The organism is Limnospira platensis NIES-39 (genome assembly GCF_026000695.1).
Lineage (GTDB): Bacteria > Cyanobacteriota > Cyanobacteriia > Cyanobacteriales > Microcoleaceae > Limnospira > Limnospira platensis.
The window spans coordinates 6,205,912-6,229,074 of record NZ_AP026945.1; the positions used below are offsets into that span (position 1 = coordinate 6,205,912).

A 23,163-nucleotide genomic window follows, 5' to 3' on the forward strand; every position below is an offset into this window, starting at 1 on the left:
GAAAACCAATTACCAACCCTTTCAGCCAGTCAGGTTAACCCCCGCCCAGTAAACCTGAGATATTTTTCTATGGTTTTCCGAACTGTCTTCATTTAGAATTAAGCTGATAAGTGGATTAACTCTATTAAAATGAAAATACTAGCCCTTGTCCCAGGCGGGATTGGCGACCAAATTCTGTTTTTCCCTACCCTAGACGATTTAAAGCAAGCCTATCCCCATGCCCAAATTTCCGTAGTTACCGAACCTAGGGCCCAAACTGCTTACCGCGTCTGTAAGTCCGTATCCAAAGTTATCCCCTATGACTTTAAAGGGCGCAATAGTCTCGCCGACTGGGGTAATTTGATTGGCATTGTCCGTGACCGAGAATATGATGTGGTTATCTCCCTCGGACAACGATGGACCGTAGGGCTGTTGCTGTGGCTCACCGGAATACCTAACCGCGTCGGTTATGCAGGGAGTAGCGGAGAAATCTTTCTCACCGATGCTGTCCCCCTCAAAACTGAACAGTATGCAGCCCAGATGTACCATGATTTATTGCAGGGCCTAGACATTATCACCCCCTTTAGCGGATTACAGATTAATGTCCCTAAGTCCGACTTGGCTTGGGCTGATAGGGAACAGGAAAGCCTCGGAGTTAAGGAAAGTGGCTATATCCTTATTCATGGCGGGTCTAGTCAGATGGCTATTAATAAGGGCATTGATAAAATTTACCCCGTTGAAAGCTGGCAGAAGATTATTGAGGATATCCAACAGCGACAGCCTAACCTACCTGTGGTTTTGGTCAAAGGACCTGAAGATCAAGCCTTGATTACTCAAATAACCCAGCGTTGTCCTCAAGTTAAGTTGACACAACCAGAGGATATTGGTAAACTCGCCGCCATGATCGCAGCCGCTAATCTTATGGTTTGTACCGATAGCGCCCCCATGCACTTGGCGATCGCCGTTGGTACTTATACCATTGCTTTATTTGGTCCTACCGATCCTCATAAATTACTCCCCCCCAGCGAAAGAGCGATCGCCGTTAAATCTCCCACTGGAAAAATGGCCGATATATCCCCCGATGAAGTCTTAAAGCGAATTTGGGGAAATTAGGTTTTTTTTGTTGACCAACTCGACACACTGAGGCTTCTAGCTTTCAGTGTGTCCTGGTTTTTCATCCACCTGTCACATTTGAGGCGATCGCCACCAATTCATCAACCCCATTTACAGCCACAATTTTAGTCTGCAAAGTCGCCTCCACTTCCGCCACCGTCAAATCATCCAAAAAGCGATTATCCCCAGTTTTCAACATTAAAGACGGAAGCAAAACCCCATCACCCAAATCTCGTCCTTGGAGTCCCGCGATTAAATCCTGACCCGTCAACAACCCCGTTACAGTTATTTCCTGTCCCCAATAATCACTAGCCAAAGCCACCATTTCCACCCTTAACCCTTCCACCCCATTCAACCGGGCGACAATAGGCTTAAACGCCAATTCTACAGCATTTCCCACCACCCAAGTCCAACGCCGAGGACTAGCCCCACCATTTCCACTTTCCCATTTCACCCTCTCAAAAGCCGTCTCAAATTCCCCTAAAAACTTACGAATAGACCCCACCCCATTACCAATTTGGGGATAGTCCTCATAATCAGACTCTGGTGGTAACTCCTCACGGGCGATTAAAAACCATTCATCCGCCAACCACACACAAGTTGACCCCAATTCCTGCTTAAATGTATCCTGGAGGTCTTGAACTTGCTTAATCACCTCCCTCGCCTTTTCCTGGCTTACCGCAATCAGTTCATCTTCCGGGGGTCGAAAACGAGTTAACCCCACCGGAACCACCGCCACCGAAGCCACCGCCGGAATATCTCCCCGGTGAAATTCCGCCAAATCTCGCAAAGTTTTTTCTAGGTGAACACCATCATTTATCCCCGGACAAACTACCACTTGAGCATGAATTTGTAAACGGTGCTTTTGAAACCATTTTAACTGCTCTAAAATCTGACCAGCTCGATGATTTTTTAACAGAAAACTTCTCACTTCTGGCTCCGTTGCATGGACGGAAACATACAGAGGCGAAATTCTCATCTGAGCAATTCTATCCCACTCAGATTGAGGTAAATTAGTTAAGGTTAGATAAGAACCATAGAGAAAACTCAGGCGATAATCATCATCCTTTAAGTAAAGAGAGCCTCTTTTTCCCGGCGGTTGCTGGTCTATAAAGCAAAAAGGACAGCGGTTATTGCACTGAATTAAGCCGTCAAATAGGGCTGTTTCAAACTCTAAACCTAGGCTCTCGTCATAGTCTTTTTCTAGTTCAATATGATGGGTTTTTCCCTGGCTATCAATTACTTCGATTTCCAGAAACTCATCTGCACACAGGAATTGATAATCGATTAAATCCCGGGGACGAGTTCCATTAATAGACACGATCGCATCTCCCGGTTCAAAACCCACATCAGCCCCAATCGAGTCCGGTAACACCTCAGTAATTAGCGCCGGACGGATAGAAGATACACTCATACTACAATCTCAACCTAACAGATCATACCCGACCACAATTCATTATCCATTATTCATGGTCAGCTAGGACGGGTTCAGAAAAACTCTGGGGGGAATTGATATTGACACCCCAACCCGCCCCTAAATATTCTCCAAAGCGCCGCCCACAACTGCCGTTAAAATCGCTACACCAAAAGCTAGTCGATACCAAACAAACACCCATGTACTACTCGTTTGCAGATAACGGATTAACCAGGCTATAGATAGGTAGGAAAATATGGTTGACGAAATTAAACCCACTACTAACGCCGCCGTGCTAATGTCGTCTATTCCAGCCTCTAAGAAGTCTTTTAATTCTACCAACCCTGCTAGGGTAATAGCCGGAATTCCTAATAAAAACGAAAATCGGGCGGCGGTTCCCCTTTCTAGTCCCATAAATAACCCGGCGGTTATGGTCGAACCTGACCGCGATACACCCGGTATCAGCGCTAAGGTTTGCGCCAAACCCATCAGTACCCCGTCCTTAGCATTCAGATGGTCAAAGTCTCGCTTTCGGCTTCCTAGTTTTTCCGCGATCGCCAGTAAGCTGGCCATCACAATCGAAGCGATCGCGATCGCCACTGTACTCCGCAGAGGCGAACTATCATAATCGGGAATAAATAATTTAATCAGTAACCCAAAAAACACAATCGGTAGAGTTCCTAAACCAATTCCCAAAGCCATACGAAAATCTAGGGACTCGTAATCCGATTTAGCGATCGCATCTATCGCCCCCAATACTACCTTTTTCAGATCAGACCAGAAAAACGATAAAATCGCCGCCATGCTCCCTAATTGAATAATCGCCGTAAATGCTACCCCTGGATCTCCCCATCCTAGCGCCATCGGAACTATTTTTAAATGGGCGCTGCTACTAATCGGGATAAATTCCGTTAGTCCCTGGACTATCCCTAAAATGATCGCCTGGAATAACGTCATCTGCGATTCTACTTCAGTTTCTCCCATCGAGGGCGTGACTAAATCTGCAATATATACCGGAAGACTCTGGAAATCCATAGATCTGAAATTTACTATACGCACTGGACCAATCTAACACTCTCTCCTCAATTACCCGACTTTTGTTAAGTTTTGTAACAAATATTAAGAAATGTTAAAAAAATGACTGTCTGGGGGGAAGGGGATATCTTTTTGAGCCTGCTTGTGCTATTATATTAATAATGGGATATATTCCTTTTTTTTATTTTTGGCACTGTCCAATTATTTAACAATATGTCAATATAATACCCCAAATTGTCCCACCTGTCAACCCCCCTTTATCTTTTTTTTAGAATTGACCCAAAAATCAACTATTGATTTTTGTGTAGAATTTATGCCCCTGGGGGGGATAAATATTTGTGATATCATCAATTAATATGAACTTCAGTAACAAATCTTAAAGAAGCCTTGTTTAGCAATATCCTTATAGCCTACATTCTGACATCAACCCAACCGCTGTGGCTACAGCAGTGGTCTTGGGCGACATTTGTAAAAAAAGCCCAACAGAGTCAAAGGTGGTTTCCATTTGCGATCGCCATATTTTTAGTATCAGTCCCAGTATTTTTCCAAGCGCCCCTAGTCAGAATCTGGCCAATGTTGAGCCTAATCATGACTGGGGGATGGTTAGGAGTAAGTTTATATTTACTGAGAACCAAAGAAACCGAATTATGGGGAGACTTGCTATTTGGATTTAGCTGGACTTGGTTAACCGGGTCCATATATTGGGGATGGCTGAGGTGGGAACCCCTGCTACATTTACCAGTAGAATCGATAGGAGTTCCCTTTGCGGTGTGGTGTCTGTGGAGGGGATGGGGTAAAGTAGGCAATTGGTTTTATCTAGGGTCTCTATTCGGAACCGCCGTTACGGATGGATACTTTTATATAGCCGGTTTAATCCCCAGTTGGCGACAATTAATGCAGGTCGATCCATCAATGGCCATGCCTATATTTCAAAATGCGATCGCCCTAGCCGGAACCCCGTGGGGAATTAGCTGGGCGGTAGTATTAGCGATGACCCTATTCGGAGTAGGAGTATTTCCCCTCCAGTCCCAAGAACCCCATTGGTGGGTATTTGGCGGCGCAGTTTTAAGCACCATTTTAGTCGATAGCCTATTTTTAGTAGCCGCCTGCTTTGCATAAATGCCCAACTCAAGCCTAGTATCCACTGGCTCGGAGATACTGAAGAATACCTTGAGCGATCGCCTGAGCCATGCGAGTTCTTTGTGCTGGGTCAGCCAACAAACGAGCATCATTAGGATTAGTGAGAAACCCCACCTCCACCAAAGCCGAAGGCATAGTCGTATTTCTGAGGACATAAAACCGAGCCTGCTTAACGCCCCGATTGTGCAGTGAGAAATTTGCCAGAATGCTGTTTTGAATATACTGAGCCAAGCTATAGCCAGTTTGATGATAGAAAGTTTCCACACCCGTAGCACCAGCGCGATAAGCCGCATTAGCATGGATACTCACAAAAGCCACAGCCCCAACTCGGTTAGCTAATGACACTCGCGGTTCCAGGTCAATAGTGCGATCGTCAGTGCGGGTCATCACCACATTAACCCCATTTTGCTCCAAAATCTGCTGAACTTGCAGCGAAATAGAAATAACAACATCCTTTTCCCGAATACCACCAACTCCCACAGCTCCTGGGTCACTGCCACCATGTCCAGGGTCAATAACCACAGATACCCTAGAATTAGGATTTCTACCCACAGGGGGCTGAGGAGATGGACGATTAGGCGGCGGAAAAGGTAGTGGAAGTGACGACGGTGGTCGATTTTGAGCCGGAGGCGGAAAAGGATTCGGATTATTTATCGGTGGCTGTGTCACCGGGGCTGGAGTTCTAGGGGGAGGAGCCACAGACGCTAAATTAACACCCATAGGAATAGCCAATTCTTGGGGACTATTTTGGCTAACCTGTCCTACCTGCACCCTGGTAGCCGGTTGAAATAACACCGTAAAAGTATCTGGGTCTTCCCGACGCAACCGAGACCAAATAATCGGTCCTCCCACTTCTCTTTGGGGAAGTTGAACCCCATCAGCTAATCTAGCCGAAAAAAACGTAATACCATAAGCCCCCGTTTCTGCATCCCAACCGTGAGTATAGTTGAGAGGACCATTACCTCTCACCGCAAAATAGGATTGATTTTGAAGGCTAATCGATTCAATGGTAACTATACTCGAACTTGCTTGCACAGCCGGGGGAACTCCCCCTTGGGGCCAAATTGCTACCCCTCCCGCTACTGGTCTCGCTTCCCAATTTTGATTAGTATTAGGGGTACTGAACGTCAGGCGCACCACCGGGGGGGTTGTGGAAAGTTGGGTAACTTGACTTATTGTCACCCCTTCCCGGTTGACTGCTCTCCCCCTTGTGGTCGTACCCCTCAAACTCGCGCCGAAAATATCTAGGGTCATCCAAGTGCGGTCTTGAGAGCGTTTAAACTCAATCTGCGGCATTTGACCTGTGGTCTGTAAAACAATGCCGTTATCGCGCATTTCGATTTGTTCAACAAATGTTTGTGGCTGATTAGGAATTGAACGGTTTGGGTTAGCCTGAGCCGTCTGTTGAACTTGCTGTTGAACTTGCTGTTGAACTTGCTGTTGAAATTGCTGTTGAACTTGCTGTTGGACTGGTTCAGGAGCGCTAACCACAGTAGCTTGAGCCGGAAGTGCCGCCGGGGGTGATGATGAGCCAATAGCTTGCGGTTGTGGTAGTTGTACCATCCACTCACTGGCAGAAATCCCTCGAAACTGCACCATTTGCGGGTTCAGGGTATAACCTTCTACCAGTTCTACAATAATTCGAGCATTTTCGTTATCGGTTTGTTCCCAACGAATTTCACGAATATTTCCCCCTGGTGATGAACGCTGACCGGACACAGAACCTAAACTCGTCCCTGGTAGTTCAATTACCAGACGCGTGGGGTTCGAGAGTAATTTCGCCGTGGGCTGTACTCCCTCATCTGTAGTAAATGACAGACGATTTTGGGAACTTTCAAATTCCCAAGACCGAACTTGAGCCGCTTCAGCACCTGATGCCATCAGCAGCACACTTACTAAACTCGGGAGTAACCAGCGTTGGAGTAGATTTGAGCCAATTCTTAACACGGTAAACAAGTGGAGGAGGTAGTTGAGCTTTTACAGACACCTGACATTCTAGCTAATCCGGTTACGCTTAACCTGAAAATAGCCCCATGTCTGGCACTAAGCTAGTGCATGATAACATATAAAGGTTTTGGGTCAACCTCGATGCTTCAATATTGCCATAACCATTATTATTTAACGATAGTGGCGATCGCTATTCAGAAAGGTTTGACCCTCATTTCCCCATTATTCCCTGAAATCCCCCAATACTATGAGTCTAAATGTTGGTGATCTCGCTCCAGATTTTACTCTCTCGGACCAGGACGGAAATTTGATTAGCCTCAGTCAATTTCGCCGTCAAACTGTGGTTCTGTATTTTTACCCCCGTGATCACACTCCTGGCTGTACTAAGGAAGCCTGCGGTTTTCGCGATGTCTATGCAGATTACCAAGGTAACAATATCATTGTTCTCGGAATTAGTACCGATGATCCTAAATCTCACACCAAGTTTATCAACAAATACCATCTGCCTTTTCCTCTGCTCTGTGACCCCGATGGTAAAGTTGCCACCCTCTATCATAGTTATGGCTTAAAAAAATTCATGGGTCGAGAGTTTATGGGCATTTATCGCCAAACTTTCATCATTAACCCAGATGGCTATATTCACAAAATTTATCCCAAGGTTAAGCCAGAAAGTCATGCTATCACTATTCTTCAAGATTTATCTGGGGAAGGTTAGAAAATATGTTAGAATTAGCTAAGGGCTGGATGCGTTTTTTTTATACCGTTTTGGGCGTTATTTTTCGCCATCCTGTTACCGGAGTTAGCATCGTTCCTCTATTACCAGATGGCAAAATTATCTTGGTTCGTCGCCAGGATAATGGTAAATGGGCTTTACCTGGAGGTATGATAGATTGGGGTGAAGATATCCTCACCACTGTTAAGCGAGAACTGGCTGAGGAAACAGGTTTAGAACTGGTTAAACTGGGGCGTTTGGTAGGAGTTTATTCGGGCGCTCATCGTGACCCTAGACTCCATTCTATTTGTATTCTTGTATCCGCTGAAGTTACCGGAGATATCCACATTCAAGATACCTGGGAAATTGCGGATGTTTGTAGCTTTGAACTGAGCAAAATACCAATGGATAACCTTAGTCATGATTATCAACAACAAATCCAAGACTACTTGGAAGGTCGGACGGCGATCGCCTAATTCCCAGACCATGAAAAATGTTAATTTACAGCCATATATCTACCCAAAAAATAGGCGGATATTATTATCCTAAAACCTGCTATAATTGGGATGCAAATAACCCTATAGCCTCACAAGTTAGGGATTTAAGCCTCTGGGATACCTGCCAATTATGCCAATTATATGCCAGGTAAAAGCTATAAACCGTATTTTTTTAGGTCTAATGCTGATAATATATACTATAATGACATCATCTCGCTTCTGGTTATTCCCATCTATGATCTGCGATCCCGGGATATGACTAACCATCGCGAGAATAGTCAACTCATCATACTGCATCTCATTATATGGCTATGTTTGAACCTTCTTTTCCCTATGCTGAGTCCCAGGAAACACCATCATTATCCCAACCATTGCGCCATTCCCGCGTCAGACTTTCCCAGGGACAAATATTCTGGCGTGAAGTAGGCGCAGGTCCTGATGTCGTGTATCTACATGGTTCATGGCAAGATAGTAGTCAGTGGCTACCCATTATCGAAGAACTAGCTTCAGACTATCATTGTTATACTCCCGATCGCCTGGGTTCTGGTGAGTCAGAATCCCCCAAGATTCACTATTCTATCACCATGGCGGTGGAAAACTTAGCCGAATATATCGAATCCCTAAAATTAGATCAGGTTTACTTAGTCGGACATTCCCTAGGGGGATGGATAGCAGCAAGTTACGCAATTCGCTATCAGCATAAAGTCAAAGGTCTAGTCTTAATTTCCCCAGAGGGGGTAGCAGTCAATGGAATCGAAAAACAATGGCAGTGGATGCGGTGGCTATGTGGAAATCCCCCCCTTTTAGCAACTTGGCTGAAATTGATACATCCATTTACCCGTTTATTTGGAAAAGGAGATGCGATCGCCGATTGGTTAAAACAGCGAGAAACGATGATGCGATCGCCGATTTCCTGTCAGTTTTTGTTTCGTCGCCGTCCGGCTGAAATCCAAGGGGAATTACTTAATGAACAGCTAAATTCATTAACCATACCCGTATTAATTTTACAAGGAAATCGTGAACAACCGACAACTCAAGCCATGGGGGAAACCTTGAACTCCATGCTACCTAATTCTCGCTTAAATTCTCTCATTGCTGGCGGCGAAAACCTCCCCGAAGAGTTTCCCGCCGTCGTCAGTGAATATATCCGTCAGTTTCTCCAACGTCACCCGATTTCAACTCGGAACATTTCTATCTCTGACCATAGCTGACATTCCCCAAAAAATAGCTTCTGGGGTATCTAAAATCAAACCAGCTATCTCCGGGTATTGACTGTTAAGGTAGGTCATCAGAGGAATGCGATCGCCTCCTGTAATGCTAATTTTACTGTGGGGTAACTCCTGACACCAAGCAGCTATAAACTCCCGCAGACCAGCTATAATGCTGTAGATAATACCACTGGCGATCGCTTCTGATGTATTCAAACTCCACCGTTGAGGTAAACTCTCAGGAAAAGCCACTTGTGGGAGGGTAGCTGTACGATTAGCCACACAAGAAAACTGTAGTCCTAAACCAGGTAATATTGCGCCGCCTATTAATTGGCGGTTTTGATTGACTCCAGTTAAAGTTAATGCTGTCCCTGCATCAATAACCAACATCGGAAAACCCAACTGATTCCCCGCGCCTAAAACAGCTAAACCCCTATCTATTCCCAAAGTTGGATATAATCCCCCTAACGGTAACTGTTCTAGGGTGATAATTTCGGCTTTGGGGTAGTTTTGCCATAATTGCATTTGTTCCGGTACTACAGAGGCTATAAATAGCGGTACAGGCGATATTTGATTAAGCCAAGACCATCCCATTTCTAACGGAGATTGATTAAGGTGTTGAGTTTCCCAGGTTTCCACTAAAGTTTCCCCCTGGAATTTACCCCAGTGTAGTCGGGAATTACCAATCATTAATCCTAGCCAATTTCGGGGATGCGATCGCAATTTCATCATCGGATTACATACATAATATAGGATGAGATGATTATAATTAATCAGGGGTCTTTCAATTCCGGGGTGCTATCTTGGGGACTCAAAAGCTAAATCATCATTAAGAATTGAGTCAATTGCCCCTAGGGGGTAGTAAAATCCATTCACAGTTAAGATTAACTCCCCCAACCCCTAAGCTGATGAGTTACTGTCTGAACCCCCTGTGTTTAAATCCAGTAAATCCTCTGGGAAGCCAAGTCTGTTCCAACTGTGGCTCATCCTTGTTATTAAAACAGCGTTATAGAGGCTTAAAAAGTCTAGGTGGTGGTGGTATGAGTAGGACATTTTTAGGAGTTGATGAAGACCGCCTACACACCCCCTGTATTATCAAACAATTTTCTCCACAACAGCATAATCTCCCGCAAATTCAGAAAGCCACGGAACTATTTTATCAAGAAGGTGTGCGACTACAGGAGTTAGGAAATCATCCACAAATTCCCCATTTATTCGCCTGTTTTGAGTCGGACAGTAGACTCTATTTAATTCAGGAGTATATAGAAGGAGAGAACCTCCTGGAGGAGTTAGAATTAGGGGAACCTTTAGATGAGGAAAAATTGCGGGAATTACTATTAGATTTACTCCCAGTCATCCAATTTATCCATGACCATCAAGTGATTCATAGAGATATCAAACCCGAAAACATTATTAGGAGACATTTAGACGGTAAATTAGTATTAGTAGATTTTGGAGTAGCCAAACACGAGATAGATATTTTACACCCCAAAACCGGAACCATGACCGGAACTATAGGATATGCTCCCTTAGAGCAAATTCGCGGCGGGAAAGCCTATGCAGCCAGTGATTTATATAGTTTAGGAGTAACTTGTATTCACCTATTAACAGGAGAAAATCCCCAGAGTTTATTTGACCCATTTACGGGAGAATTTATTTGGGAATCGCACCTAGAGAAAAGTCATCGCCATATTAGTTCTGAACTCAAGCATATCATTAATCAAATGTTAGTGGATAAAGTCCAAGAACGCTATCAATCAGCTGCCGCCGTGTTAGCCGATATACAGCCACCTGTGAGTCTAAAACTCCCTACTTCCAGCCTGCAAATTATGGTAGCAGTTCACATAGCAACTCATCAATCAATTTGGGGAATCCCGCCCCCTGTCCCCTGTGCTTTTCCGTCACTATTATTAACATCACTCGTAAATTTTAGCCGACATATAAACCCAGAGATATCCGGGAAAAAGTGGCAATGTCAAGCAATCATGAAAGGTCACACAGCGCCAATAAATGCGATCGCCATAAGTCCGAATCGATATATATTAATTAGTGGTAGTGCTGACCAGAGTATCCGACTATGGAACCTGAATACAGGTCAATTAGTCCAGCGTTTTTGTGGTCATGTAGCCGCCGTAAATGCGATCGCTATTAGTCCCAATGGTCGTCGTTTAGTCAGTGGTAGTTTTGACCGCAACCTACTAGGTTGGAACCTCAACACCGGGACGATGACCGATAGATTTTTCAGCCATTCAGGTTCTCCCTACAGTCATCGTTGCGGACCAATTCACGCCGTCGCCTACAGTCCTGACGGTCACATAATTGCCAGTTGTAGCGGTAATGCTACCATCAAATTATGGAATCAACGCAACGGAGAACTTCTCTATCGTCTGCGTGAACATTCCGGGGAAGTTTTTTGTGTCACCTTTGCATTTTCCCCAGCCAATAATTCCCGTAATTATGACAGTTTATTTAATCATCCCCAGTCCAGTATATTCGCCAGTGGTGGCGCGGACGGACAAATCAAAATCTGGCAATTTGGGAAACTCCACAGCCTGCAAACTTTGACCGGACATTCAGGGGGAGTCCTCTCCTTAGCATTCAGTCCTAACCAGACAATTCTCGCCAGTAGTAGCGAAGATGGCACCATTAAACTCTGGGATTTTCACCAAGGAATTTTACTCACCACACAGACTGTAGACTCCGCCGTAATATCTTCAATAGCAATTAGTCCTGACGGTAAATTTATGGCAGGTGGTAGCGATGATGGGAAAATTAGACTCTGGAAAATTGACATTCAGGGAATTTCCCAGCAGCCACTCGGCGAGATTTCTGGATACAGTCCTATTACTTTTGGCATAGATAGCCATACCTTAATTTGTCGGGGAGAAAACCATCAACTGTTAGTTTGGCGCTGTCGGGAAGATTAACTCTGGGGGGTAGTTCAAAACTCTAGCTGAGGATAGATGTCATCACCTGAATCACGGGCTATAGTTAAAGTGTTATTTTCAATCAAATCATTTTTAATTATGGCAACTAGCACCGAAGACAAAAAAGCCTACAAAGCTAAAGTTAAAGCACAAATAGATAAACTCGATGCTCAATTAGATGAACTGAAAGCGAAAGCCCAACAAGCCCAAGCAGATGCTACTATTCAGTATCACGAAAAAATTGAGGAACTACAAGCCAAGCGAGATGATGCCAACGAAAAGTTCAAAAAATTGCAAGAAGCTGGTGAGGAAGCCTGGGAAGACATCCGAACTGGTTTTGAAAAGGCTTGGAGTGATGTGGAAAATGCCTTTAAACAAGCCTCTGAGAAATTCAACAGCTAGAGGTTAGTGATTAACTGAAGCTAGGGACAACACCATTAATCAGGTTAATCATATCCTGATCTAGTGTGTCCCTGTAGCTAATTAAAGTGGCTCAATGCGACAATGACCTTCTCCAACATGACCTAATTCCGTCACAGAAAATACGAGGGTATTATATTCCTCCTCAGTCAAAAGCTGTTGAAGTTCTTGGCTGGTAACATTAACAGCATCCCCATCAGCGATATTAGCAAAAGGCTGGAAACCAATAGCCTCATCATTGGGAGACTGGTCAATGGGACGGTCAGAGCGACCAAAAAAGTGGTCAAAGTGAAAAGTTGTTTCTAATTCAGCCACCCCATTAGTTTCTAAAAACCCTTTACGTTCATCTCCGACATACTCACCGCAAAAATGAGCTACGGGTTTATCTAAAGCGATCGCAAAATTGATAGTGCGACCATCTCTTTGGGCTGTACCATCCAAAACCAGCGTAGACCCTGCAAATTCTCCCTCTGTAGCCGTCACCATTTCCCAATAAAGAGCATTGTAATGTCCTGGGGGTGCTATAGCTGTGGTCACTATGGGAGTCTCTTCTGTTCCACCGACTAAATCTACAGTCATCGGTGAATTGAGAAGCTCAACAAACGTGATAGCATTCGGCTGAGACTCAGTATCTGGGTCAAAGGGTGATTGTGCTTGGTAGGCTCTGATATTATCGAAAGTCACATAAACATGATTAAAAGTAAGTTCCCAACCATCTTTACTAACAAACCCTTCTCGCATTCTATCTTCTGCATCCGCAATTAGGGTTAAGGTTCCCCCTTCCTCACCATTGGTTACAATTTCATTAGCGGTCTCAGTTTCTGGCGCGCACCCAACTAACCCCATAGGTGCTAACAAAATTAAGCCAGTAAGCCAGAGTAATTGTTTCATTGATATTTGATTCAGATTATCCATTGACAGCATATTGGGATTATCTTTTTTGATGCCAATATTTGCAATCCCCCAGAGGGGGAATAATTAGCCAATGTCAGCATTTAATTACACTTGAGGGTTTTTAAAAACTGGTTCAGCCAGTATAAACAGCGCCATTTTTGATGTTTTACCTCTGCTATCAACTGGCTTTTTCAGTATAATAACCGCGAAAATTTACCACTTTTTAAAAGCAGTAAATCTTCCGATATGAACTAAATTGACTGGCGTTGCCAATTTTTAATATCCCAAGTATTAGCATCCCATGGCGAGGGTTCAATACCAGTTAAAGTATTACTAATTCCCGTAGTAGTCGCACGTTCAACAATAGGAATCACCGCCACATCTTCCCGTAGAAATTCATCCATTTGACGGAATAATCGGGCTCGTTTTTCCGGGTCGAGTTCCGTGGTTGCTTTTTGCCAAATTTCGTCATATTTAGGGTTACAATAACGCGCATAATTAGGTCGTTGCCAATTATTTTCTTTTTGGGAAATTTCCCCACAAGTCCACCACTTCATGTGAGGACCTGGGTCAGGACTTTCATTTCCTGTAGTTAACATTTGTAGGTCTGCATAAAAATGATTAATCGTGTCGGTATTAGCGGGGTCGCCAGAAAAGAATATACCAGGATCAACACTTTTTAATTCCACCCTTATCCCCATAGCTTCTAAAGACTGTTTAACGATTTCTTGAGTTTTCTGGCGCACGGGATTAACTGATGTTTGAAACACCACGCGCATTTCCAATCCATCTCGGTCACGGATACCATTATTATTAGTATCTTTCCAACCAGCTTCATCTAACAAACTGTTAGCTTTTTCTAGGTCGAGGCTATAGTTAATTTGATTCGACCTATAAGCGGCTGGAATCACTATTAATTGTGCGGTAGGACGACCTGTCTCGCCATAAAGTTGATTAGCGATCGTATCACGGTCTATAGCCAAATCAAAGGCTTGTCGGACTCGTTTATCACTGAAAAAAGGATGGGGAAATTCAACACTAGAACGCTCTCCATCTTCCGTAGCTTGATTAGGGTCGGTAAAATTAAACATAATCCTTTCCACATAGGACCCAAAATTAGCCAAAATTTTGCCTTTCCCTCCCGCTGCTAACTGTTGGAGAATATGAGCTTCTACCTGTAAATTAAAAGCATAATCAAAATCTCCCGTTTGTAAAACAGCCCTAGCTGCTGAGGTAGCATCACCCCCCCCTTTAATTTCTACTCTTTCAAAAAACGGTTTATCTGGCTCCCAATAATTGGGGTTCGCCTCGTAAATAGCGAGATCTCCCGGTTGAAAACTTACCAGTTTATAGGGTCCCGTGCCAACAGGTTGATTATTCGCCCTAGCCGACCGAATATTAGAGTTATTGTAACTAGCAAAAATATGTTCTGGCAGAATTAAGCCTCTTTGACCAGTAAAAGGAACCGACCAACCGGGAGTAATATTTTTAAAAGTAATTTTGATAGTGTAATCATCTAAGGCTTCCACAGTTTCAAGACCCGCGTAAACCTCAGCACTAGATGAACCTACATCAGGGTTAGTAATAAAGTTATAAGTGAAAACAACATCTTTGGCGGTGAAAGGTTCCCCGTCCGACCAAGTGACACCCGATCGCAATTTCCAAGTTACCGATTTTCCATCTGCTGCGACACCCCCATTTTCTCGACTGGGAATTTCCGCCGCCAGAATAGGAATCAGGCGATCGCTATCATCATAACTTGCTAAAGGCTCATAGACTAACCTAGCCGCATCAAAGTCTTTAAATCCTGTCGCTAAGTGGGGATTAAGGATGGTAGGAGACTGCCAATACAGAAGTTTAAGGTTTTTGTCATTTTGAGTAGTTGGCGCGTCCTGGGGGCTACAGGCGGCGAAGGTGATAGACAAGAAACACGAGAGAATCACGAGAGGTAGGAATAAACGCCGAATCATATTTTTATACTTATCAATGTCTGCCCTTAAATTTGTAGCAGACATTAGCACATTTGGCGAACCCATTTAATTAACAACCTGTGGGTTAACTGGTATCATCCCAAAAGCTCAAAATAGGATTGTCAGAATCTCCAGATTATGCTATAAGTCTATAGTCAGTCTCTCTAAGGGGTCTTTTAGAACCGCTCTTTTAGGGCGATCGGCGAGACAGGCGGAGGCTTGGCATTTTCTCCCTTTATCTAAATCTAAGCAATTTTACTAGGAACTAACCCATGGGTAATTTGGGATACTTAATTAATACAGACGCAGGTAGCTTGTCCATGATTACTCTGACCACCCCTCTGGCACAGATTTTATCACAACCAATTCAAGACCCCGTAGCCGTTTTCTTAATTATTATGGGGATGATGCTCATTGCTCCCCTAGTATTTGAACGCATCAAATTACCTGGTATTGTTGGATTAATCTTAGCCGGAGTTATTATTGGTCCCCATGGTATAGGACTACTTGCCAGAGATAATACCATAATTTTATTGGGGACTATAGGATTATTATTTTTGATGTTTCTAGCAGGCTTAGAAACCAGCTTAGACGACCTCAAACTAAATGCCAAGTCAGCCTTTTGCTTCGGTTTGCTAACCTTTTTATTCCCCATGATACTGGGAACAGTAGCCATGATGGGACTCGGTTACAGCGTATTAGCCTCCATATTAGTCGCCTCTTGTTTTGCTTCCCATACTCTCCTAGCTTTACCCATCTTAAACCGTCTGGGAATTATGCGTGCCTCCTCAGTAACCGCCACCCTAGGAGGAACTTTAATTACCAATGTTTTAGCTTTATTAGTTTTAGCAGTTGTCGTCAAAGCCCATGGCGGTGATTTAACCCTAGAATTTTGGCTATTTTTAATTCCGGCTTTAACCATTTATACCCTCGCATCCCTCTGGGGAGTTCCCAAAATAGGCCGCTGGTTTTTCCGAAAATTTGGTCATGACGAAGGCGCAGAATTTACCTTTGTTGTCGCCACATTATTAGTAGCTTCCTATGTAGCGCAACTCATTGAAATTGAACCCATTATTGGCGCTTTCTTGGCTGGTATTGCTCTGACTCCCATTATCCCTAACTTGAGTCCATTAATGAACAGGATTCAGTTTATTGGCAATACCCTCTTTATTCCCTTCTTTCTCATCTCTGTGGGGATGTTAATTGACCCCCTCATTTTAATAAAAGAACCCAAATCTCTTTTAGTCGCAATAGTCATGATTGTCGCAGAATCTATCAGCAAGTATGCAGCCGCTTGGGTTTCCGGTAAAGTTTTTGGCTGGCCGTTTCCAGAGAAAATGCTTGTCTTTGGTCTCTCCCTAGCTCAAGCCGCTTCTACTCTGGCGGCGATTACCGTGGCTTATAATATTGAATTGGTAGATGAGTTAACTGTTAATGGCATTATTGCCATGATTTTATTTAGTTGTATTGCTTCTCCCTGGATAGTCACTCGTTGGGGTAAATTAGTCAAACCAGAACAAAAATTAGACAGCGACAATCAGCAAAGTTGGTCAGAACGGGTATTAGTTCCAGTCGCTAACCCTAGCACGGAAGACAACCTCTTACAATTGGCGATTTTGCTAGTGAAAAAATCTAAAGGCACTCTATTACCTCTCAATGTTATTTCTGATAAAAGTGGCAAGATTTCTGCCGCCACCAAAAGTAAGCAAAACCGTTTATTGTCTGTGGCTGAACAGATAGCTCACGCCGCCACAGTTAAAGTTGAATCTATTGCTAGAATTGATGCAGCTATATCCAGGGGAATTGTTCGTAGCGCCACCGAACGCAATGCTACCCTGATTATCTGCGGTTGGAAAGGATATTCAACTTATCAAGAGAATTTCTTTGGTAGCGTCATTGATCAGATTATGAGGCGTTCACCTGTCCCCATTTTGATTACCCGCTTTCCTCAGCCTCTGGAAAATACCGAGAGGGTATTTATGGTATTCAATCAAGGAGAAATTGGGTCTTGGGAATTTCAACAAACTCTGGAAATCACTAAAGCGATCGCTCAACAAATTAAAGCGAAATTACACTTATTGGTACTGGTGACTGATTCCCTAAATGTAGATTTAAATCTTTCATCCTTTGGTCTCAGTAAAGATACCCCAGTTCAACAAATGCAAGGGAATTTTATTATGAAAGTTTCCCGAATGCTCAAAACTAATGATTTGTTATTATTAACTCCCGGCAGTCATCAGAATCAGGCTTTCGGATTCTCCAGAAGCGGCTTGGTAGAACCAGAAACAATTGTTCGTACTCATCCAGATGTTGCGACTATTGTCGTTCATTTCCCTAAACTTAGTTAATGGTTACTAAATCTCTCTCTTGATATGTTCGTTAATCGTCAAAATCATGTTTAAATCTTCTCAACAATTCAGCCATTTTTCGGTCGATTTCCTAACAGTAATTGACAAAACCAGATTTGGCGTGATATTTTCAAGATAATCGCCTTCTTGTGTCTATACGCGGATAACCTCCCCGAAACCATGATTCTGTCGTGAACTTCTGTAATTGACGGGAGTTTGAGAGGGAATGCGGCGACACCAATTTAGGGAAAGGTGGGGGGGAAAGCGATCGCTCTATACCCCTAACGGAAAAGGTTACAGCCAGACCTGTCGAATTTACCTCCCCCAACTCGCCAGTTAACCCTAACGCCAGGAAGAGTCTTTAAATGTATCGGAAATACTACGAGGAATTGAGTGATTTTTCGAGGGAGTTTCTAACAGTAATTGACAAAACCAGATTTGGCGTGATATTTTCAAGATAATGGTTATCCCGTGTCTATAACCGGATAAACTCACCGAAACCCCTATGCTGTCGTGAACTTCTGGAATTGACGGGAGTCTGAGACTGAATGCGGCGACACCAATTTAGGGAAAGGTGGGGGGGGGAAAGCGATCGCTCTATACCCCTAGCGGAAAAGGTTACAGCCACACCCGCCTAATTTACCTCCCCCAACTCGCCAGTTAACCCTAACGCCAGGAAGAGTCTTTAAATGTATCGGAAATACTACGAGGAATTGAGTGATTTTTCAGGGGAGTTTCTAACAGTAATTGACAAAACCAGATTTGGCGTGATATTTTCAAGATAATGGTTATCCCGTGTCTATAACCGGATAAACTCACCGAAACCCCTATGCTGTCGTGAACTTCTGGAATTGACGGGAGTTTGAGAGGGAATGCGGCGACACCAATTTAGGGAAAGGTGGGGGGGGAAAGCGATCGCTCTATACCCCTAGCGGAAAAGGTTACAGCCAGACCTGTCAAATTTACCTCCCTCAACTCGCCAGTTAGCCCTCACGCCAGGAAGAGTCTTTAAATGTATCGGAAATACTACGAGGAATTGAGTGATTTTTCGAGGGAGTTTCTAACAGTAATTGACAAAACCAGATTTGGCGTGATATTTTCAAGATAATCGCCTTCCTGTGTCTATAGCCGGATAACCTACCCAAAACCCCTATGCTGTCGTGAACTTCTGGAATTGACGGGAGTTTGAGAGGGAATGCGGCGACACCAATTTAGGGAAAGGTGGGGGGGGGAAAGCGATCGCTCTATACCCCTAACGGAAAAGGTTACAGCCAGACCTGTCGAATTTACCTCCCCCAACTCGCCAGTTAACCCTAACGCCAGGAAGAGTCTTTAAATGTATCGGAAATACTATGGGGAATTGAGTGATTTTTCGAGGGAGTTTCTAACAGTAATTGACAAAACCAGATTTGGCGTGATATTTTCAAGATAATGGTTATCCCGTGTCTATAACCGGATAAACTCACCGAAACCCCTATGCTGTCGTGAACTTCTGGAATTGACGGGAGTTTGAGAGGGAATGCGGCGACACCAATTTAGGGAAAGGTGGGGGGGGAAAGCGATCGCTCTATACCCCTAACGGAAAAGGTTACAGCCAGACCTGTCGAATTTACCTCCCCCAACTCGCCAGTTAACCCTAACGCCAGGAAGAGTCTTTAAATGTATCGGAAATACTACGAGGAATTGAGTGATTTTTCGAGGGAGTTTCTAACAGTAATTGACAAAACCAGATTTGGCGTGATATTTTCAAGATAATCGCCTTCCTGTGTCTATAGCCGGATAACCTACCCAAAACCCCTATGCTGTCGTGAACTTCTGGAATTGACGGGAGTTTGAGAGGGAATGCGGCGACACCAATTTAGGGAAAGGTGGGGGGGGAAAGCGATCGCTCTATACCCCTAGCGGAAAAGGTTACAGCCAGACCTGTCAAATTTACCTCCCTCAACTCGCCAGTTAACCCTAACGCCAGGAAGAGTCTTTAAATGTATCGGAAATACTATGGGGAATTGAGTGATTTTTCGAGGGAGTTTCTAACAGTAATTGACAAAACCAGATTTGGCGTGATATTTTCAAGATAATGGTTATCCCGTGTCTATAACCGGATAAACTCACCGAAACCCCTATGCTGTCGTGAACTTCTGGAATTGACGGGAGTTTGAGAGGGAATGCGGCGACACCAATTTAGGGAAAGGTGGGGGGGGGAAAGCGATCGCTCTATACCCCTAGCGGAAAAGGTTACAGCCAGACCCGCCTAATTTACCTCCCTCAACTCGCCAGTTAACCCTAACGCCAGGAAGAGTCTTTAAATGTATCGGAAATACTATGGGGAATTGAGTGATTTTTCGAGGGAGTTTCTAACAGTAATTGACAAAACCAGATTTGGCGTGATATTTTCAAGATAATGGTTATCCCGTGTCTATAACCGGATAAACTCACCGAAACCCCTATGCTGTCGTGAACTTCTGGAATTGACGGGAGTTTGAGAGGGAATGCGGCGACACCAATTTAGGGAAAGGTGGGGGGGGGAAAGCGATCGCTCTATACCCCTAACGGAAAAGGTTACAGCCAGACCTGTCGAATTTACCTCCCCCAACTCGCCAGTTAACCCTAACGCCAGGAAGAGTCTTTAAATGTATCGGAAATACTACGAGGAATTGAGTGATTTTTCGAGGGAGTTTCTAACAGTAATTGACAAAACCAGATTTGGCGTGATATTTTCAAGATAATGGTTATCCCGTGTCTATAACCGGATAAACTCACCGAAACCCCTATGCTGTCGTGAACTTCTGGAATTGACGGGAGTCTGAGACTGAATGCGGCGACACCAATTTAGGGAAAGGTGGGGGGGGGAAAGCGATCGCTCTATACCCCTAACGGAAAAGGTTACAGCCAGACCTGTCGAATTTACCTCCCTCAACTCGCCAGTTAACCCTAACGCCAGGAAGAGTCTTTAAATGTATCGGAAATACTACGAGGAATTGAGTGATTTTTCAGGGGAGTTTCTAACAGTAATTGACAAAACCAGATTTGGCGTGATATTTTCAAGATAATGGTTATCCCGTGTCTATAACCGGATAAACTCCCCGAAACCCCTATGCTGTCGTGAACTTCTGGAATTGACGGGAGTTTGAGAGGGAATGCGGCGACACCAATTTAGGGAAAGGTGGGGGGGGGAAAGCGATCGCTCTATACCCCTAGCGGAAAAGGTTACAGCCAGACCTGTCAAATTTACCTCCCCCAACTCACCAGTTAACCCTAACGCCAGGAAGAGTCTTTAAATGTATCGGAAATACTATGGGGAATTGAGTGATTTTTCGAGGGAGTTTCTAACAGTAATTGACAAAACCAGATTTGGCGTGATATTTTCAAGATAATGGTTATCCCGTGTCTATAACCGGATAAACTCACCGAAACCCCTATGCTGTCGTGAACTTCTGGAATTGACGGGAGTTTGAGAGGGAATGCGGCGACACCAATTTAGGGAAAGGTGGGGGGGGGAAAGCGATCGCTCTATACCCCTAACGGAAAAGGTTACAGCCATACCCGCCTAATTTACCTCCCCCAACTCGCCAGTTAACCCTAACGCCAGGAAGAGTCTTTAAATGTATCGGAAATACTACGGGGAATTGGGTGATTTTTCAGGGGAGTTTCTAACAGTAATTGACAAAACCAGATTTGGCGTGATATTTTCAAGATAATCGCCTTCCTGTGTCTATAGCCGGATAACCTACCCAAAACCCCTATGCTGTCGTGAACTTCTGGAATTGACGGGAGTCTGAGACTGAATGCGGCGACACCAATTTAGGGAAAGGTGGGGGGGGGAAAGCGATCGCTCTATACCCCTAGCGGAAAAGGTTACAGCCAGACCCGCCTAATTTACCTCCCTCAACTCGCCAGTTAACCCTAACGCCAGGAAGAGTCTTTAAATGTATCGGAAATACTATGGGGAATTGAGTGATTTTTCGAGGGAGTTTCTAACAGTAATTGACAAAACCAGATTTGGCGTGATATTTTCAAGATAATGGTTATCCCGTGTCTATAACCGGATAAACTCACCGAAACCCCTATGCTGTCGTGAACTTCTGGAATTGACGGGAGTTTGAGAGGGAATGCGGCGACACCAATTTAGGGAAAGGTGGGGGGGGGAAAGCGATCGCTCTATACCCCTAGCGGAAAAGGTTACAGCCACACCCGCCTAATTTACCTCCCCCAACTCGCCAGTTAACCCTAACGCCAGGAAGAGTCTTTAAATGTATCGGAAATACTATGGGGAATTGAGTGATTTTTCGAGGGAGTTTCTAACAGTAATTGACAAAACCAGATTTGGCGTGATATTTTCAAGATAATGGTTATCCCGTGTCTATAACCGGATAAACTCACCGAAACCCCTATGCTGTCGTGAACTTCTGGAATTGACGGGAGTTTGAGAGGGAATGCGGCGACACCAATTTAGGGAAAGGTGGGGGGGGAAAGCGATCGCTCTATACCCCTAGCGGAAAAGGTTACAGCCACACCCGCCTAATTTACCTCCCCCAACTCGCCAGTTAACCCTAACGCCAGGAAGAGTCTTTAAATGTATCGGAAATACTACGAGGAATTGAGTGATTTTTCAGGGGAGTTTCTAACAGTAATTGACAAAACCAGATTTGGCGTGATATTTTCAAGATAATGGTTATCCCGTGTCTATAACCGGATAAACTCACCGAAACCCCTATGCTGTCGTGAACTTCTGGAATTGACGGGAGTTTGAGAGGGAATGCGGCGACACCAATTTAGGGAAAGGTGGGGGGGGGAAAGCGATCGCTCTATACCCCTAGCGGAAAAGGTTACAGCCAGACCTGTCAAATTTACCTCCCTCAACTCGCCAGTTAGCCCTCACGCCAGGAAGAGTCTTTAAATGTATCGGAAATACTATGGGGAATTGAGTGATTTTTCGAGGGAGTTTCTAACAGTAATTGACAAAACCAGATTTGGCGTGATATTTTCAAGATAATGGTTATCCCGTGTCTATAACCGGATAAACTCACCGAAACCCCTATGCTGTCGTGAACTTCTGGAATTGACGGGAGTTTGAGAGGGAATGCGGCGACACCAATTTAGGGAAAGGTGGGGGGGGGAAAGCGATCGCTCTATACCCCTAGCGGAAAAGGTTACAGCCAGACCTGTCGAATTTACCTCCCTCAACTCGCCAGTTAACCCTAACGCCAGGAAGAGTCTTTAAATGTATCGGAAATACTATGGGGAATTGAGTGATTTTTCGAGGGAGTTTCTAACAGTAATTGACAAAACCAGATTTGGCGTGATATTTTCAAGATAATGGTTATCCCGTGTCTATAACCGGATAAACTCACCGAAACCCCTATGCTGTCGTGAACTTCTGGAATTGACGGGAGTTTGAGAGGGAATGCGGCGACACCAATTTAGGGAAAGGTGGGGGGGGGAAAGCGATCGCTCTATACCCCTAACGGAAAAGGTTACAGCCAGACCTGTCGAATTTACCTCCCTCAACTCGCCAGTTAACCCTAACGCCAGGAAGAGTCTTTAAATGTATCGGAAATA

At 44.3% G+C, this 23,163-nt stretch carries 21 protein-coding genes; 15 read left to right on the forward strand and 6 right to left on the reverse strand.

The annotated features are described in order from the left end of the window. Positions 1-129 precede the first annotated feature (129 nt). Positions 130-1,092 (forward strand): glycosyltransferase family 9 protein, encoded by a 963-nt coding sequence (locus tag N39L_RS30480; RefSeq protein WP_006617917.1) that lies wholly within the window; start codon positions 130-132, stop codon positions 1,090-1,092. A gap of 61 nt (positions 1,093-1,153) precedes the next feature. Here N39L_RS30480 and N39L_RS30485 read toward each other — a convergent pair whose 3' ends face one another. After that, positions 1,154-2,506, reverse strand: a complete 1,353-nt coding sequence (locus tag N39L_RS30485; protein ID WP_014277282.1) for a TIGR03279 family radical SAM protein — start codon at positions 2,504-2,506, stop codon at positions 1,154-1,156. Between the two features lie 120 nt (positions 2,507-2,626). After that, positions 2,627-3,541 carry an undecaprenyl-diphosphate phosphatase gene (locus N39L_RS30490; RefSeq protein WP_014277283.1) on the reverse strand — a complete coding sequence of 305 codons (915 nt, stop codon included), beginning with the start codon at positions 3,539-3,541 and terminating at the stop codon, positions 2,627-2,629. Between the two features lie 387 nt (positions 3,542-3,928). On the opposite strand from N39L_RS30490, the gene N39L_RS30495 reads away from it, so the two are divergent. After that, positions 3,929-4,660, forward strand: coding sequence for a DUF3120 domain-containing protein (locus N39L_RS30495; RefSeq protein ID WP_014277285.1), 732 nt, complete (start codon positions 3,929-3,931; stop codon positions 4,658-4,660). Positions 4,661-4,675: 15 nt separating this feature from the next. Here N39L_RS30495 and N39L_RS30500 read toward each other — a convergent pair whose 3' ends face one another. Then, positions 4,676-6,628: an N-acetylmuramoyl-L-alanine amidase gene (locus N39L_RS30500; RefSeq protein ID WP_014277286.1), complete on the reverse strand. Its 1,953-nt coding sequence runs from the start codon at positions 6,626-6,628 to the stop codon at positions 4,676-4,678. Between the two features lie 247 nt (positions 6,629-6,875). Here N39L_RS30500 and bcp point away from each other — a divergent pair, with 247 nt between their 5' ends. The 3 genes from bcp (at position 6,876) to N39L_RS30515 (ending at position 9,048) form a co-directional block, all read left to right on the forward strand. Further along, the gene (gene bcp / locus N39L_RS30505) at positions 6,876-7,343 is read left to right on the forward strand and encodes a thioredoxin-dependent thiol peroxidase (protein ID WP_006618280.1); all 468 of its coding nucleotides are present in this window, start codon (positions 6,876-6,878) and stop codon (positions 7,341-7,343) included. Positions 7,344-7,348: 5 nt separating this feature from the next. Beyond that, entirely contained in the window at positions 7,349-7,816 is a 468-nt protein-coding gene (locus N39L_RS30510; protein WP_006618279.1) for an NUDIX hydrolase, read from the forward strand. Positions 7,817-8,148: 332 nt separating this feature from the next. Next, positions 8,149-9,048: an alpha/beta fold hydrolase gene (locus N39L_RS30515; RefSeq protein ID WP_231852034.1), complete on the forward strand. Its 900-nt coding sequence runs from the start codon at positions 8,149-8,151 to the stop codon at positions 9,046-9,048. On the opposite strand, the gene N39L_RS30520 is transcribed toward N39L_RS30515, so the two are convergent. Beyond that, the gene (locus N39L_RS30520; RefSeq protein ID WP_035737942.1) at positions 9,013-9,777 is read right to left on the reverse strand and encodes a pantothenate kinase; all 765 of its coding nucleotides are present in this window, start codon (positions 9,775-9,777) and stop codon (positions 9,013-9,015) included. The two genes, N39L_RS30515 and N39L_RS30520, sit on opposite strands and share 36 nt — an antisense overlap. A 176-nt stretch (positions 9,778-9,953) precedes the next feature. Here N39L_RS30520 and N39L_RS30525 point away from each other — a divergent pair, with 176 nt between their 5' ends. Both N39L_RS30525 and N39L_RS30530 read left to right on the forward strand, forming a co-directional pair. Beyond that, positions 9,954-11,972 (forward strand): serine/threonine-protein kinase, encoded by a 2,019-nt coding sequence (locus N39L_RS30525; RefSeq protein WP_286131428.1) that lies wholly within the window; start codon positions 9,954-9,956, stop codon positions 11,970-11,972. Between the two features lie 36 nt (positions 11,973-12,008). After that, positions 12,009-12,374, forward strand: coding sequence for a sll1863 family stress response protein (locus tag N39L_RS30530; protein WP_006618275.1), 366 nt, complete (start codon positions 12,009-12,011; stop codon positions 12,372-12,374). Between the two features lie 81 nt (positions 12,375-12,455). On the opposite strand, the gene N39L_RS30535 is transcribed toward N39L_RS30530, so the two are convergent. Together N39L_RS30535 and N39L_RS30540 are read right to left on the reverse strand one after the other, a co-directional pair. Continuing rightward, positions 12,456-13,283, reverse strand: coding sequence for a hypothetical protein (locus N39L_RS30535; protein WP_006618274.1), 828 nt, complete (start codon positions 13,281-13,283; stop codon positions 12,456-12,458). A gap of 254 nt (positions 13,284-13,537) precedes the next feature. Beyond that, positions 13,538-15,301, reverse strand: a complete 1,764-nt coding sequence (locus tag N39L_RS30540; RefSeq protein WP_006618273.1) for a peptide ABC transporter substrate-binding protein — start codon at positions 15,299-15,301, stop codon at positions 13,538-13,540. A gap of 227 nt (positions 15,302-15,528) precedes the next feature. Between N39L_RS30540 and N39L_RS30545 the strand changes: the two genes are divergently transcribed. The 8 genes from N39L_RS30545 to N39L_RS30580 all read left to right on the forward strand — a co-directional run bounded on the left by N39L_RS30545 (position 15,529) and on the right by N39L_RS30580 (position 23,149). After that, positions 15,529-17,604 (forward strand): cation:proton antiporter domain-containing protein, encoded by a 2,076-nt coding sequence (locus N39L_RS30545; RefSeq protein ID WP_006618272.1) that lies wholly within the window; start codon positions 15,529-15,531, stop codon positions 17,602-17,604. Positions 17,605-18,799: 1,195 nt separating this feature from the next. Continuing rightward, the gene (locus N39L_RS30550; RefSeq protein ID WP_202070244.1) at positions 18,800-18,940 is read left to right on the forward strand and encodes a hypothetical protein; all 141 of its coding nucleotides are present in this window, start codon (positions 18,800-18,802) and stop codon (positions 18,938-18,940) included. 1,153 nt (positions 18,941-20,093) lie between these two features. Further along, entirely contained in the window at positions 20,094-20,234 is a 141-nt protein-coding gene (locus N39L_RS30555; protein WP_202070244.1) for a hypothetical protein, read from the forward strand. Between the two features lie 183 nt (positions 20,235-20,417). Continuing rightward, positions 20,418-20,558, forward strand: coding sequence for a hypothetical protein (locus N39L_RS30560; protein WP_202070245.1), 141 nt, complete (start codon positions 20,418-20,420; stop codon positions 20,556-20,558). A 183-nt stretch (positions 20,559-20,741) separates the two neighbouring features. After that, positions 20,742-20,882 (forward strand): hypothetical protein, encoded by a 141-nt coding sequence (locus tag N39L_RS30565; RefSeq protein ID WP_434221515.1) that lies wholly within the window; start codon positions 20,742-20,744, stop codon positions 20,880-20,882. A gap of 1,478 nt (positions 20,883-22,360) precedes the next feature. Further along, positions 22,361-22,501: a hypothetical protein gene (locus N39L_RS30570; protein ID WP_202070246.1), complete on the forward strand. Its 141-nt coding sequence runs from the start codon at positions 22,361-22,363 to the stop codon at positions 22,499-22,501. Between the two features lie 183 nt (positions 22,502-22,684). After that, entirely contained in the window at positions 22,685-22,825 is a 141-nt protein-coding gene (locus N39L_RS30575; RefSeq protein WP_158307576.1) for a hypothetical protein, read from the forward strand. A gap of 183 nt (positions 22,826-23,008) precedes the next feature. Next, positions 23,009-23,149: a hypothetical protein gene (locus tag N39L_RS30580; protein ID WP_202070245.1), complete on the forward strand. Its 141-nt coding sequence runs from the start codon at positions 23,009-23,011 to the stop codon at positions 23,147-23,149. Positions 23,150-23,163: the final 14 nt, after the last annotated feature.